The organism is Enterobacter sp. Lyrl_3, from assembly GCF_051948675.1.
GTDB classification, from domain to species: Bacteria; Pseudomonadota; Gammaproteobacteria; order Enterobacterales; family Enterobacteriaceae; genus Enterobacter; species Enterobacter cloacae.
Genome location: NZ_JAYJLI010000018.1, coordinates 22,125 through 35,196 on the forward strand (window position 1 = coordinate 22,125; position 13,072 = coordinate 35,196).

A 13,072-nucleotide genomic window follows, 5' to 3' on the forward strand; every position below is an offset into this window, starting at 1 on the left:
TTCGTTATTTAGACGTCCAGATGTTTACACATCTATAATTGGCAGGTACTGTATATTCCTCAAGCGCAAAATGTTCATGGCGAAGTGAAGGACTTTCATGATCGAGATAAAACACCTGAAAACGCTACAAGCGTTGCGAAACTGCGGTTCTCTCGCGGCGGCGGCGGCCTCACTGCACCAGACTCAGTCCGCCCTTTCTCACCAGTTCAGCGATCTGGAACAACGTCTCGGCTTTCGTCTTTTTGTGCGTAAGAGCCAGCCGCTGCGCTTTACCCCCCAGGGCGAGATCCTCCTGCAGCTGGCAAATCAGGTGCTGCCGCAAATTGCCAGCGCGCTTCAGTCCTGCAATGAGCCGCAGCAAACTAAATTGCGTATCGCCATTGAGTGCCACAGCTGTATTCAGTGGCTGACCCCCGCGCTTGAGAACTTCCGCCAGAAGTGGCCGCAGGTAGAAATGGACTTTACCTCCGGCGTGACGTTTGACCCGCAGCCGTCACTCCAGCAGGGCGAGCTGGATCTGGTGATGACGTCAGACATTCTGCCGCGTAGCGGCCTGCATTATTCGCCAATGTTCGATTATGAGGTGCGTCTGGTGCTGGCACCGGATCATCCGCTGGCCAGCAAGACGCGTATCACCCCGGAAGACCTGGCGACTGAAACGCTGCTGATATACCCGGTGCAGCGCAGTCGCCTGGATATCTGGCGCCATTTCCTGCAGCCGGCTGGCATCAGCCCACAACTGAAAAGCGTGGATAATACGTTGCTGTTGATTCAGATGGTTGCCGCCAGAATGGGCATCGCGGCGCTGCCGCACTGGGTGGTAGAGAGTTTTGAACGCCAGGGCCTGGTGGTCACCAAAACCCTGGGAGAAGGACTGTGGAGCCGGCTGTACGCCGCCGTGCGCGATGGCGAGCAGCGTCAGCCGATCACGGAAGCGTTTATTCGCTCAACGCGGAACCACGCGTGCGACCATCTTCCGTTTGTGCGGAGCGCGGAGCGACCCAACGGCGATGTACCCACAGCGAAGCCAGGATCACCGCTCCCCCAATAAGGAAACTCGGCCAGTGGGGCTGTTGCTGCCAGATAGCAAGGTTTACCAGTAGCCCCGCGGGCACATGCACGTTGTTCATGATGCCCAGCGTACCGGCGTCTACCTGAGTTGCGCCATAGTTCCACATGAAGTACCCCAGTCCCGAGGCCACCACACCCAGCCAGACCAGAATGCCCCACTGCACGGTGGTGGTAGGTAATTTTTGCGGGTTACCCAACATAAACCAGGCTGCGACCGCGACCACCGCCGCCCCCATATAGAACCAGGCAAACGCGTTGTGCTGTGGCATCGGGCGGTTTTCCATCAGGCGCTTGTAGCCCACCATACCAATAGCGAAGCTGATGTTTGCTAACTGCACGAACATCAGGCCGGTCCAGAAATGATCGCTCACTTTATCGTAGCGAATAATCGCCGCGCCAATCACCGCCAGCGCTGCGCTCAACAGATAGCCCCAACGCAGACGACGCCTGCTGAGCAGGTCGTAAATCAGCGTGATATAGAGCGGCGTCAGCACCGTAAAGAGCAGGAACTCCGAGACGGACAAGTAGATATACGCCCGAAAGCTAAACAGATACATGATGCCGAGCTGCATCGCCCCCACCAGCATATACAGCAAAACGGTTTGCAGGGATTGTCCGCGCGTACGCAAAAAGGGCAGGAACACCAGCGCCGCCAGCCCCACGCGCATCAGCACCGAGAAATAGCTGTCGACCGATCCGGCAAGGTATTCGCCAATCAGGCTAAAGGAGAAGGCCCACAGGATAGTGGTGATAATGAGTAGCGCCACAATGCTTGTCTCTCAGAAAGAAGGAGAGGCATTGTAGCGAACTCTTTAGTTGACAACTGAGCAATAAACAACCAAATGAAGATTATTCAAGGAACAGCTTGCGCAGATATTTTGGTACCGCATTGTCTGCGTTGGTGCCGATCACTTCCAGCTCCGGGTGCAGGTCTTTCAGGCGCTGGTGCGCGTTCTGCATGATGCAGCCTTTACCCGCCATCGAGAGCATCTCAGCATCGTTCATGCCATCACCAAATGCGATACAGTCTTTCAGTTCAAAGCCCATGCGTTTGGCCACCGCTTCCAGAGCGTGCCCCTTGGAAACGCCACCCGCCATCACTTCCAGGCAGGTCAGCGTGGAGAAGCTTACGTTGACGCGATCGCCCCAGCGGGCGTTGATCGCCTGCTCCAGCGGCAGCAGTTCTTCGTGACTTTCGCAGGTAAAGAAGACTTTGCTGATCCCTTCCGGCTCGAGCAGACCTGGCTCATACAGGGAGTAGTTAAACACCGCTTCTTTGAAGAAGCGCATCTCTTCCGGGCGGTGGCGGTTCATGAACCAGTCATCGTCGCGGTAAACGTTCGTGACGATAGCCGGATTATTGTGCACCACACCGAACAGATCGGCGGCAATATCGCGATCCAGGTTGTGGGTAAAGATCAGATTGCCATCGGTGTCGTGAACGCGCGCACCGTTGGAGGTGATCATGTACGATTTAATCTCAAGATTATCGCGGATCTGCCCCACATCCACGTGGTGGCGCCCGGTGGCAAACACAAAGTGCACGCCACGGGCAGTCAGCAGCTTTAAGGTCTCTTTCGCGTACGGCGACAGGGTGTGGTCGGGGGAAAGCAGCGTGCCATCTAAATCAGATGCAACAACCTGGTACATAGGAAAATTTAACCTCAATAGAAAATCAGTTATGCCGGTCGAAAAACTCGACGATGGCGTTAAGCGCGACTGAGCGCATAGCGTCCTTTTCAAAAAGGATCTCATGGTACGCGCCGTTGATGACCAGCGGTTTACCCCCTTCACAAGGGTGACCGGCGGCAGCGCGCAGTTCACAAAAACGGTCATGCATGCGGTTATCCACCACACGCTCTTCTTCAGCCTGAATCAGGAGTGTCGGCGTGTCATCATCACCAACGCCCGCCAGAACCTGCTCCCCTGCATGTATCCCCTCCCGCACCCAGTGCCAGGTGGGGCCGCCAACGCGCAAGCGAGGCTCATCGGCATAGAAGCGCAGGTTGCGGCGATAACGCTGACGGCTATGGGTTAAGACGTTGAGGGCAAACGGCAAAGCCCGCCAGCGTCCTGTTCCGATGGCGTAGCCTTCACGAATGCGCTGATGGCCCTCAGCCCAGTCGAGAAGATGGCGCACCATCCAGTCCGGAAAACGTATCACAATGCCATACATCGGCGCGGTCAGCGCAATGGCATCGCACTGGTGATCGTAGCGCTGCAAAAAGAGCGTAGAGATCGCGCCGCCCATGGAGTGCGCAAGAATATAGCGCTTACGCCACGGGCCGGGCTGCACTTCCTGCTGCCAGAAGGCGGCAAGATCGTCGACATAATCACTGAAGTTATCTACATGGCCGCGATGGGTATCTGGCAACATTCGACCAGAAAGCCCCTGCCCGCGATGGTCGATAATTAACACGTCAAAACCCAGATGGAACAGGTCGTACGCCAGCTCGGCATATTTTATGTAGCTTTCGATACGCCCGGGGCAGACCACAATCACCCGGTCATTTTTTTCATCACGGAAACGAACAAAGCGCACCGGGATATTCCCGACGCCCGTAAACTCATCTTCCTCACGCTGACGCCAGAAATCGGTCAGCGGCCCCATGGAGAAAGCAGCAAATGCGTTTTCTCGTGTTTCCCAGTCCTTTTTCTGCTGCAACATCGGGTTTCCACCCCCCGTCATTCAGGGAATATCGTTTTTTTCGTAACTGGTCACAAAATGACTCAACAATAGCGTATTGTGGCATAAAAACAGACGATTCGGGAGTTTCAAATGACCTTCGAGTGGTGGTTCGCTTACCTGCTGACATCCATCATCCTCAGCCTGTCACCGGGTTCGGGGGCAATTAATACCATGACAACCTCCATTAACCACGGTTATCGCGGGGCGGCAGCATCCATTGCCGGTTTGCAAACCGGACTGGGGATTCACATTGTGCTGGTGGGCGTGGGTTTAGGGACGCTCTTCTCCCGCTCGGTGCTGGCATTTGAAGTGCTGAAATGGGCCGGTGCGGCGTATCTGATTTGGCTCGGCATTCAGCAATGGCGCGCAGCAGGCTCAATTGACCTCAACACTCTTGCCCGGACGCAAACGCGCGGCCGCCTGTTTAAGCGGGCGGTGTTTGTGAATCTGACCAACCCAAAAAGCATCGTTTTTCTGGCTGCCCTGTTCCCGCAGTTTATCGTCCCGCATCAGCCGCAGGTCATGCAGTATGTAGTCCTGGGCGTGACCACCATTGTTGTCGATATTATTGTGATGATTGGCTACGCGACGCTGGCGCAGCGGATTGCAGCATGGATTAAAGGGCCTAAGCAAATGAAGGCCCTGAACAAAGTGTTTGGTTCGCTGTTTATGCTGGTTGGCGCGCTGCTTGCGTCAGCGCGTCATGCTTAGCGAGAGATAATAAGGTGAATACCAAAGCCGGCGAACAGCGCGCCGGCGAAGCCGTCAATCCATTTCGCGATGCGCTGATAGCCACGGCGCATCGCCGGTAAGGCAAACAGGCTGGCAACAACGGTGAACCACGCAAACGTCTCAACCACGATCAGCAGGAAGATACCCCAGCGTGCACCCGCCCCCACGCTGTCGCCCACGAACAGGGAGAAGACGGAACCGAAATAGATAATCGCTTTCGGGTTCGCCAGGTTGGTCAGCAGCCCTTTCACAAAGCTACGGCCGCCCGTTGCCAGCTCAACTTTTGGCTCTTGCGTTTTTTTCTCTTCTTTCTTCAGCGCTCCGCGCAGCATCTGGTAGCCCATCCAGCACAGGTACAGACCGCCACCAACCATGATGATGTTATGCAGCCACGCCATCTTCGCCAGGATGAGGTTCAGGCCAAGCAGCGCCACGGCCGCCCAGACCATAACACCCATAGTGATACCCAACACCCCCATCATTGCTTCTTTGCGGGAGCGGCTGACGGCGGTTTGTGACACGAAGAAAAAGTCAGGGCCCGGGCTCATCAGCGCAACAATGTGCACCAACGCCACGGTAAGAAATAGCATTAACATAATTCGCTCGCGGGGAAATAATTCAGTGAGTCATCATCCTGGCACTTTTTTGCGCGGCTGACTACTCCTCATCATCACCATCGACATGTGAACGGATGAGCGCCATGAATTCTTTACCAAAGCGCTCCAGCTTGCGCGTGCCCACGCCGTTGACGCTGAGCATTTCGCTGGCGCTGAGCGGCATCTGCTCGGCCATCTCGATCAGCGTCGCGTCGTTGAAGACCACATATGGCGGAATGTTCTCTTCATCGGCAATCGCTTTACGCAGCTTGCGCAGTTTGGCAAACAGCTTGCGGTCGTAGTTGCCGCCGTAGGATTTCTGCATCACCCGCGGTTTCAGGGCCACTACGCGCGGCACGGCAAGCTTGAGTTCAACATCCCCACGCAGCACCGGGCGCGCGGCTTCGGTGAGCTGAAGCGCGGAGTGCTGGGCGATGTTCTGTGTGGCAAAACCGAGGTGAATCAACTGACGAATAATGCTGACCCAATGCTCGTGGCTCTGGTCTTTGCCAATACCGTAGACAGGCAGCTTATCGTGGCCCATGTCGCGGATACGCTGGTTATTGGCGCCGCGCAGCACTTCCACCACGTAGCCCATCCCGAAGCGCTGATTAACACGGTATATGGTCGAAAGCGCCTTACGCGCGTCCATCAGGCCATCGTACTGCTTTGGCGGGTCGAGACAGATATCGCAGTTGCCGCACGGCTCCTGACGCCCTTCACCAAAGTAGTTGAGCAGCACCAGACGGCGGCAGGTCTGCGCTTCCGCAAACGCGCCCATGGCGTTGAGTTTGTGACGCTCGATATCCTGCAGCTGTCCCTGCGGTTTCTCTTCCAGGCAGCGGCGCAGCCACGCCATATCGGCCGGATCGTAAAACAGCATCGCTTCCGCAGGCAGGCCATCACGGCCGGCGCGGCCGGTTTCCTGGTAGTAGGATTCGATATTTCGCGGAATGTCGAAGTGCACCACAAAGCGGACGTTGGGCTTGTTAATGCCCATGCCGAACGCCACCGTCGCCACCACAATCTGCAGGTCATCACGCTGGAATTTTTCCTGCACGTCGGCGCGGATGTGGTTTTCTAACCCGGCATGATAGGCCGCCGCGCTAAAGCCGCGGTTTTGCAGACGCGCAGCGGTGTCTTCCACCTTCGCGCGGCTGTTGCAGTAGATGATGCCTGACTTGCCGCGTTGCTCCTGCACATAGCGCAGAAGCTGATCCAGCGGCTTGAATTTTTCCATCAGCATATAGCGGATGTTCGGGCGGTCGAAGCTGCTGACCTGGATCAGCGGGTCGTTCAGCCCCAGCAGGCGGACGATATCCAGCCGCGTGGTGTCATCTGCCGTAGCGGTCAGCGCCATAAACGGCAGTTCAGGGAAGCGCTGACGCAGCTGACCAAGTGCCGCATATTCCGGGCGGAAATCGTGACCCCACTGCGAGATACAGTGTGCTTCATCAACGGCCAGCAGAACGGGATTCCAGTGCGCCAGATGGTCGAGGAAGTTATCCAGCATCAGACGTTCTGGTGCGATATACAGCAAGCGAACCTGTCCGGTACGGCAACCGGCCATCACCTCTTGCTGCTGCTCGCGGGTTTGCGTGGAGTTAAGACAGGCCGCCGCCACGCCGTTGGCGAGCAGCTGGTCGACCTGGTCTTTCATCAGAGAAATCAGCGGCGATACCACGACCGTCAGGCCATTAAGTACCAGCGCGGGCACCTGATAGCAGAGCGATTTACCGCCACCGGTCGGCATTACCACCAGGCAATCACGGCCTTCCAGCACGGTTTCAATGATGGTTTCCTGGCCAGGACGGAACTGCTGGTAGCCAAAGGTTTCATGCAAAACCTGTTTAGCCAGCGACTCCTGATTCAATACTTCCGCCTGCGCCACGTTAACCCCATATGCCAGAAATGAAACAGGCGCTATTTTCAGCGCCTGAGAGAGAAACTTCAACGTTTAACGCAAAAACATTCGAGCGTCTTAGAAAATATCGTTCAGCATCACGCCGACACCCACGCGGGTCTGATTGAAGTTGTAATCGATGAGCGACTCGCCGTAACCGCTGTAGACCTGCGTATAAATACGCACGTGTTTGGTCATCGGGTAGCTTAAGCCCACTTCTGCGCCGCCGTAACCGGTGTTCCAGTTGTACTGGCCCCTGGCGCTCAGCACCGCATCACCCAGCTGATAGCCAATCCTGAGCTGATAGTAGCCCATATATTTGGTGATATCCGGGTTGTCATCGGTGCTGCCCACCACGTACCACGGCTTCACTTCCACCATCATATTACCGTTTTGCGCCATCAGGCGCGTATAGGCGCGGTTCCAGCTACGTGAGGTTGGATCGGAACGGCCGTTGGAGTCATGGTTGAAGCCCACTTCAACTTCACGCAATGTCCAGCCTGCAAACTCATAATCCGTTGCGAACCCCAGGAACAGCTGTGGCTCATAGTTGGTTTCACGGAACGGTGAAGATTCACCGCTGTTGGAAAGCTGCCACCAGGATTTCTGGGTATAAGATGCACCGAGAACCGAATTCGGCCCCAGAATGCCGCGCCAGAACGGAAACGCGAGGCTGAGCTGATATTTCACCTCATCTTTGCGCGCATTCTCAGCCCAGTCATAGGAGCGAATCGCCTCTTTGTTGAGATCGCTGGTCCAGGTATAGAGCACATAGTTGGTGTCGTACGGGTAGAGCGTGAAGGGATTATCATGCTCCTGCAGCAGGTTAGCGATAATGCTACCGCGAACTGCTGGCGTATCATGCACCTCTTTGACTGTCGCTTCCTGCGCATAGGCTGTGAGGGGCAGCGCAACCGCTGCCAGTAACCCTGCCAGATACGTCCGCATCGGTGGTGTTCTCCTGCAAAATGTTAAATGATCTGAATCGTTATATGGCGCACATTCTACAGACTTCTGCAGCAACTGCTGCATCCTCGTTTCTGAAAGTGGCATTCTTGCCTGTCCGGGCATAAAATCAACATTTTATTAACATTAAGGATGTGATGTCTCATGTCAGCCATGCTAACCGCCGAAGAAGCGTTAAAACTCGTGGGCGAGATTTTTGTTTACCATATGCCGTTTAACCGCGCGCTGGGACTGGAGCTGGAGCGTTACGAAAAAGACTTTGCCCAGCTCAGCTTTAACAACCAGCCGATGATGGTAGGCAACTGGGCACAGAGCATTTTACATGGCGGGGTAATTGCCTCCGCGCTGGACGTGGCTGCAGGGCTGGTATGTGTTGGCAGCACCCTGACCCGCCATGACACCATCAACGAAGACGAGCTGCGTCAGCGCTTATCCCGCATGGGTACCATCGATTTACGCGTCGATTATCTGCGTCCCGGGCGCGGAAACCGCTTCACCTGCAGCAGCAGCCTGCTCCGCGCGGGTAATAAGGTCGCCGTGGCGCGTGTTGAACTGCATAACGAAGAACAACTTTATATCGCCAGCGCAACCGCCACTTATATGGTGGGTTGAAGCTGAAAAATCGGGTAAAGTTAATTCACTTTTTTGTCACGGATTTTCCCGATGGATGCTAAACAGACGCGGCAGGGCGTGTTACTCGCCCTTGCCGCTTATTTTATTTGGGGTGTCGCACCCGCCTACTTTAAATTTATCGCTTACGTACCGGCTGATGAGATCCTCACTCACCGCGTCATCTGGTCCTTCTTCTTCATGATCGCGCTGATGAGCGTTAGTCGTCAGTGGTCTGGCGTCAAAACGCTGCTACAAACTCCGAAGAAGATCTTCCTGCTGGCACTCTCGGCAGTACTGATTGGCGGAAACTGGCTGCTGTTTATCTGGGCGGTGAATAATCATCATATGCTCGAAGCGAGTCTGGGCTACTTTATAAACCCGCTGGTGAATATTGTGCTGGGGATGATTTTCCTCGGCGAGCGCTTCCGCCGGATGCAGTGGCTGGCGGTGATCCTCGCCTTCTGCGGCGTGCTGGTTCAGCTGTGGACCTTCGGTTCACTGCCTGTTATTGCGCTGGGGCTGGCGTTCAGCTTTGCGTTCTACGGGCTGGTGCGTAAGAAGATTGCCGTGGAAGCGCAAACCGGCATGCTGTTTGAAACCCTGTGGCTGTTGCCGGTGGCCGCTATCTATCTCTTCGGCATTGCCGACAGCCCGACCAGCCACATGGGCAGCAACCCGTGGTCCCTGAATGTGATGCTGATGGCCGCAGGCGTGGTGACGACCATCCCACTGCTCTGCTTTACCGGTGCGGCAACGCGCCTGCGTCTGTCCACGCTGGGCTTTTTCCAGTACATCGGCCCGACGCTGATGTTCCTGCTGGCGGTGGTGTTTTACGGCGAAGTGCCGGGTGCGGATAAGATGGTGACGTTCGCGTTTATCTGGGTGGCGCTGGCGATTTTTGTCGCTGACGCGATTTATACCCAGCGCCGGGTGCGTAAAGGGCTGTGATTTTCCCCTCTCCCGGTGGGAGAGGGAGTTCGATCATAGGGCGGGTAAGCACAGCGCCACCCGCCAGATTTTTACAGCCAGTTGCGACGCTTGAAATAGAGATACGGCGCCAGCCCGGCGAGGATCATAAAGATAATCGCCCCCGGATAGCCGAAACTCCACTTCAGCTCTGGCATAAACTCAAAGTTCATCCCATAGCTGGATGCCACCAGCGTCGGCGGCAGGAACACCACGGATACCACCGAGAAGATCTTGATAATGCGGTTCTGCTCGATGTTGATAAAGCCCATCGCCGCCTGCATCAGGAAGTTGACCTTCTGGAACAGTGATTCGTTGTGCGGCAGCAGGGATTCGATATCGCGCAGGATCTCACGCGCCTGTTCCAGCTGGCCGCCCGGCAGACGCGCCTTGCGCACCAGGAAGTTCAGCGCGCGCTGGGTATCCATCAGACACAGACGCACCTTCCAGCCGATATCTTCCAGCTCCGCCAGCGTGGAGAGCGCTTCGTCGTATTCATCGCCCTGATGGCCTTCCATGATGACGCGGCTCAGTTTTTCCAGATCGCTGTAGATATTTTCAATCTCATCCGCCAGCTGCTCAATTTTGGTTTCGAACAGATCGAGCAGCAATTCGTAAGCATTGCCGTCCACCATCGCCTGGCTGCGGGCGCGCATACGGTAGAGACGAAACGCCGGCAGTTCGCGCTCGCGCAGGGTAAACAGGCGACCGTCGCGAATGGTAAATGCCACGGTGGAGTTCCCCGCGTGGTCTTCGGCATCTTCAAAGAAGAAGAAGGAGTGAATGTGCAGGCCGTCTTCGTCTTCAAAAAAACGTGCGGATGCTTCGATGTCTTCCAGTTCCGGGCGAGTGGCCAGACTCTGCCCCAGCTCAGATTGTACGCGCAGGCGTTCATCGTCGTCCGGCTCGACCAGATCCACCCATACGGCATCAATGAGGGGCTGTGACTCTTCGGCTTCAAGCCGAGTCAGTCGGTTATTTTCGAGTTGAAATGCGCTCAACATGACCGGGACTCCCAATGCAAAAAATATCGGACAGTTCGGTGGGCACACAGAAACAAATTGGGTTTCAGACCATTAAACAGCCTGACTCAGCGCGACGGGAATAATGCAGGTCGCTGACAACCACTAAGGCCATCAGCAAGAGGAGATAGCCTTAGGAGTTGTTCCTGGATGACAGGGAATTGAGCCAGTATCTACTGGGTGTGTCCAAGGCGAATGTCCTCTTAGCGTAATCGTGCGCGCATGTTACGCCAGCAGCAACTGTGGCGTCAACACGCAACGAAACGCTGAAGGGCATTAATTGACCTTCAACGTATAAGGCTAGCAGATTATTACAAAATAATGATATTTTTCTGAAAGTTACACTGCTTCCAGCTTGGCATACGCGGCCACCAGCCATTTGATCCCCTGCCCCTGGAACGCCACCTGCAGGCGACTGTGCTCGCCGCTGCCTTCCAGATTGACGATGGTGCCTTCACCAAACTTCGAATGACGCACGCGCTGGCCCAGCTTATAGCCGGTGTCGGTTTCCGCAATCGGCGAGCCCATCCGCTGATGGCTGACCGGGCGGCTGATACTGGAACGCAGACGCACCTCTTCGACACACTCTTCCGGTAGTTCGCCGATAAAGCGCGACGGACGGTGATAGACCTCTTTACCGTACAAACGGCGGGTTTCAGCGTAGGTCAGCGTCAGCTTCTGCATCGCTCGCGTCACGCCTACGTAAGCCAGACGGCGCTCCTCTTCCAGACGCCCGCCTTCATCCAGCGACATCTGGCTCGGGAACATACCCTCTTCCATGCCGACGATAAACACCTGCGGGAATTCGAGGCCTTTGGCAGAGTGCAGGGTCATCAGTTGAACCGCATCCTGCCAGGTATCCGCCTGCCCTTCGCCTGCTTCCAGCGCGGCGTGAGAAAGGAACGCCTGCAGCGGCATCAGGTCTTCGTCTTCTTCGTTGTAGCTGAACTGGCGCGTTGCCGTCACCAGTTCCTCTAAGTTCTCAATACGGGTCTGGCCCTTCTCGCCTTTCTCCTGCTCGTACATGGTGCGCAGGCCCGAGTCTTTGATCACCCGGTCAGTCTGCACGTGTAGCGGCATGTCGGCGGTTTCCTGCGCCAGCGCGTCAATTAATTCCAGGAAGCGCTGCAGCGCGCTAGCAGCGCGTCCGGCGAGGGCTTTTTCCTGCAACAGCTCGCGGCACGCCTGCCAGAGCGTAAGCTGACGATCGCGCGAGGCCTGACGCACCACGTCCAGCGTTCGGTCACCAATGCCGCGGGTTGGCGTATTTACCACACGTTCAAACGCCGCATCGTCGTTTCGGTTAGCGATCAGGCGCAGATACGAGAGCGCGTCTTTGATCTCCTGACGTTCGAAGAAGCGCATGCCGCCGTAGATACGGTACGGCATGCTCACCTGCAGCAGCGCCTCTTCCAGCACGCGCGACTGGGCGTTGCTGCGGTAGAGAATGGCACACTGTTCCAGCGCGCCACCGTTGTCCTGCCAGGTTTTGATGCGGTTCACCACGAAACGTGCTTCGTCGAGCTCGTTGAAGGCGCAGTAAATGGAAATCGGCTCACCGTCGACCCCGTCGGTCCATAGCTTTTTACCCAGGCGCCCGTTGTTGTTTTCAATCAGGGCGTTGGCCGCGCTCAAGATATTGCTGGTCGAGCGGTAGTTCTGCTCCAGACGGATGGTTTCGGCGCCGGGGAAGTCGTTGAGGAAGCGCTGAATGTTTTCCACCTGCGCGCCACGCCAGCCGTAGATGGACTGGTCGTCATCGCCTACGATCATCACCTTGCCGGTATCCCCGGCCAGCAGGCGGATCCAGGCGTACTGGATGTTGTTGGTATCCTGGAATTCGTCCACCAGGATATTGGTGAAGCGTTCACGGTAATGCTGCAGGATATGCGGTTTGTTCAGCCACAGCTCGTGGGCGCGCAGCAACAGTTCGGCAAAGTCCACCAGCCCGGCGCGGTCACACGCTTCCTGGTAGGCCTTGTAAACGTTCTGCCAGGTCTGCTCCACCGGATTGCCAAAGCTCTGAATATGGTGCGGGCGCAACCCTTCGTCTTTCTGGCCGTTGATGTACCACATCGCCTGACGCGGCGGCCACTGTTTCTCGTCGAGGTTCATCGCCTTAATCAGGCGTTTCAGCAGACGGAGCTGGTCTTCACTGTCGAGGATCTGGAAATCCTGCGGCAGATTGGCGTCCATATGGTGCGCACGCAGCAGACGGTGCGCCAGACCGTGGAAGGTGCCGACCCACATGCCGCCCTGGCTGGTGCCCATCAGTTGGGCAATACGGTGGCGCATCTCCGCCGCCGCCTTGTTGGTGAACGTGACCGCCATGATGGAGTACGGAGAGCAGTTTTCCACGCTCTGCAGCCAGGCGATACGGTGAACCAGCACGCGCGTCTTACCACTGCCCGCCCCAGCCAGCACCAGCAGGTTGGTACGCGAGGCGGCAACCGCGTCACGCTGTTTGTCATTAAGGCTGTCGAGCAGGTAAGAAACGTCCATTGGCACCGTCACA

13 protein-coding genes are annotated in these 13,072 nt (G+C 56.4%); 4 read left to right on the plus strand and 9 right to left on the minus strand.

The window, feature by feature from the left end; genetic code table 11:
• Positions 1-97: 97 nt before the first annotated feature.
• The gene (gene metR / locus VF709_RS21465) at positions 98-1,051 is read left to right on the plus strand and encodes an HTH-type transcriptional regulator MetR (RefSeq protein ID WP_013099245.1); all 954 of its coding nucleotides are present in this window, start codon (positions 98-100) and stop codon (positions 1,049-1,051) included.
• On the opposite strand, the gene VF709_RS21470 is transcribed toward metR, so the two are convergent.
• The 3 genes from VF709_RS21470 to pldB form a co-directional block, all read right to left on the minus strand.
• Positions 939-1,838, minus strand: coding sequence for a carboxylate/amino acid/amine transporter (locus VF709_RS21470; protein ID WP_440232295.1), 900 nt, complete (start codon positions 1,836-1,838; stop codon positions 939-941). The two genes, metR and VF709_RS21470, sit on opposite strands and share 113 nt — an antisense overlap.
• An 82-nt stretch (positions 1,839-1,920) precedes the next feature.
• Complete coding sequence (yigL, locus tag VF709_RS21475; RefSeq protein ID WP_013099247.1) at positions 1,921-2,721, minus strand: sugar/pyridoxal phosphate phosphatase YigL; 801 nt, start codon at positions 2,719-2,721, stop codon at positions 1,921-1,923.
• A gap of 25 nt (positions 2,722-2,746) precedes the next feature.
• Complete coding sequence (pldB, locus tag VF709_RS21480) at positions 2,747-3,739, minus strand: lysophospholipase L2 (RefSeq protein WP_013099248.1); 993 nt, start codon at positions 3,737-3,739, stop codon at positions 2,747-2,749.
• Positions 3,740-3,850: 111 nt separating this feature from the next.
• Between pldB and rhtB the strand changes: the two genes are divergently transcribed.
• Complete coding sequence (rhtB, locus tag VF709_RS21485) at positions 3,851-4,471, plus strand: homoserine/homoserine lactone efflux protein (RefSeq protein WP_013099249.1); 621 nt, start codon at positions 3,851-3,853, stop codon at positions 4,469-4,471.
• Here the strand turns inward: rhtB and rhtC are convergent.
• The 3 genes from rhtC to pldA all read right to left on the minus strand — a co-directional run bounded on the left by rhtC (position 4,468) and on the right by pldA (position 7,939).
• Positions 4,468-5,088 carry a threonine export protein RhtC gene (rhtC, locus tag VF709_RS21490; RefSeq protein ID WP_045294999.1) on the minus strand — a complete coding sequence of 207 codons (621 nt, stop codon included), beginning with the start codon at positions 5,086-5,088 and terminating at the stop codon, positions 4,468-4,470. The genes rhtB and rhtC overlap by 4 nt on opposite strands.
• 61 nt (positions 5,089-5,149) lie before the next feature.
• The gene (gene recQ, locus VF709_RS21495) at positions 5,150-6,979 is read right to left on the minus strand and encodes an ATP-dependent DNA helicase RecQ (RefSeq protein WP_029883130.1); all 1,830 of its coding nucleotides are present in this window, start codon (positions 6,977-6,979) and stop codon (positions 5,150-5,152) included.
• Positions 6,980-7,069: 90 nt separating this feature from the next.
• Positions 7,070-7,939 carry a phospholipase A gene (pldA, locus tag VF709_RS21500; protein WP_149896980.1) on the minus strand — a complete coding sequence of 290 codons (870 nt, stop codon included), beginning with the start codon at positions 7,937-7,939 and terminating at the stop codon, positions 7,070-7,072.
• A 162-nt stretch (positions 7,940-8,101) separates the two neighbouring features.
• Here pldA and yigI point away from each other — a divergent pair, with 162 nt between their 5' ends.
• Both yigI and rarD read left to right on the plus strand, forming a co-directional pair.
• Complete coding sequence (gene yigI / locus VF709_RS21505; RefSeq protein ID WP_013099253.1) at positions 8,102-8,569, plus strand: acyl-CoA thioesterase YigI; 468 nt, start codon at positions 8,102-8,104, stop codon at positions 8,567-8,569.
• Between the two features lie 51 nt (positions 8,570-8,620).
• Positions 8,621-9,517, plus strand: a complete 897-nt coding sequence (rarD, locus tag VF709_RS21510) for an EamA family transporter RarD (RefSeq protein WP_029883129.1) — start codon at positions 8,621-8,623, stop codon at positions 9,515-9,517.
• A gap of 71 nt (positions 9,518-9,588) precedes the next feature.
• Here the strand turns inward: rarD and corA are convergent, their stop codons facing one another.
• The 3 genes from corA to uvrD all read right to left on the minus strand — a co-directional run bounded on the left by corA (position 9,589) and on the right by uvrD (position 13,059).
• Positions 9,589-10,539 (minus strand): magnesium/cobalt transporter CorA, encoded by a 951-nt coding sequence (corA, locus tag VF709_RS21515; protein WP_008501540.1) that lies wholly within the window; start codon positions 10,537-10,539, stop codon positions 9,589-9,591.
• Between the two features lie 151 nt (positions 10,540-10,690).
• On the minus strand, positions 10,691-10,747 hold the full coding sequence (gene ysgD, locus VF709_RS21520) for a YsgD/CorL family protein (protein ID WP_212743980.1): 57 nt from the start codon (positions 10,745-10,747) through the stop codon (positions 10,691-10,693).
• Positions 10,748-10,896: 149 nt separating this feature from the next.
• The gene (uvrD, locus tag VF709_RS21525) at positions 10,897-13,059 is read right to left on the minus strand and encodes a DNA helicase II (protein WP_149896978.1); all 2,163 of its coding nucleotides are present in this window, start codon (positions 13,057-13,059) and stop codon (positions 10,897-10,899) included.
• Positions 13,060-13,072: the final 13 nt, after the last annotated feature.

Coding starts and splice junctions, on each gene's coding strand:
- metR (WP_013099245.1), top strand. CDS start 98: ATGATCGAGATAAAACACCTGAAAACGCTACAAGCGTTGCGAAACTGC.
- yigL (WP_013099247.1), bottom strand. CDS start 2,721: ATGTACCAGGTTGTTGCATCTGATTTAGATGGCACGCTGCTTTCCCCC.
- pldB (WP_013099248.1), bottom strand. CDS start 3,739: ATGTTGCAGCAGAAAAAGGACTGGGAAACACGAGAAAACGCATTTGCT.
- rhtB (WP_013099249.1), top strand. CDS start 3,851: ATGACCTTCGAGTGGTGGTTCGCTTACCTGCTGACATCCATCATCCTC.
- rhtC (WP_045294999.1), bottom strand. CDS start 5,088: ATGTTAATGCTATTTCTTACCGTGGCGTTGGTGCACATTGTTGCGCTG.
- pldA (WP_149896980.1), bottom strand. CDS start 7,939: ATGCGGACGTATCTGGCAGGGTTACTGGCAGCGGTTGCGCTGCCCCTC.
- yigI (WP_013099253.1), top strand. CDS start 8,102: ATGTCAGCCATGCTAACCGCCGAAGAAGCGTTAAAACTCGTGGGCGAG.
- rarD (WP_029883129.1), top strand. CDS start 8,621: ATGGATGCTAAACAGACGCGGCAGGGCGTGTTACTCGCCCTTGCCGCT.
- corA (WP_008501540.1), bottom strand. CDS start 10,539: ATGTTGAGCGCATTTCAACTCGAAAATAACCGACTGACTCGGCTTGAA.
- uvrD (WP_149896978.1), bottom strand. CDS start 13,059: ATGGACGTTTCTTACCTGCTCGACAGCCTTAATGACAAACAGCGTGAC.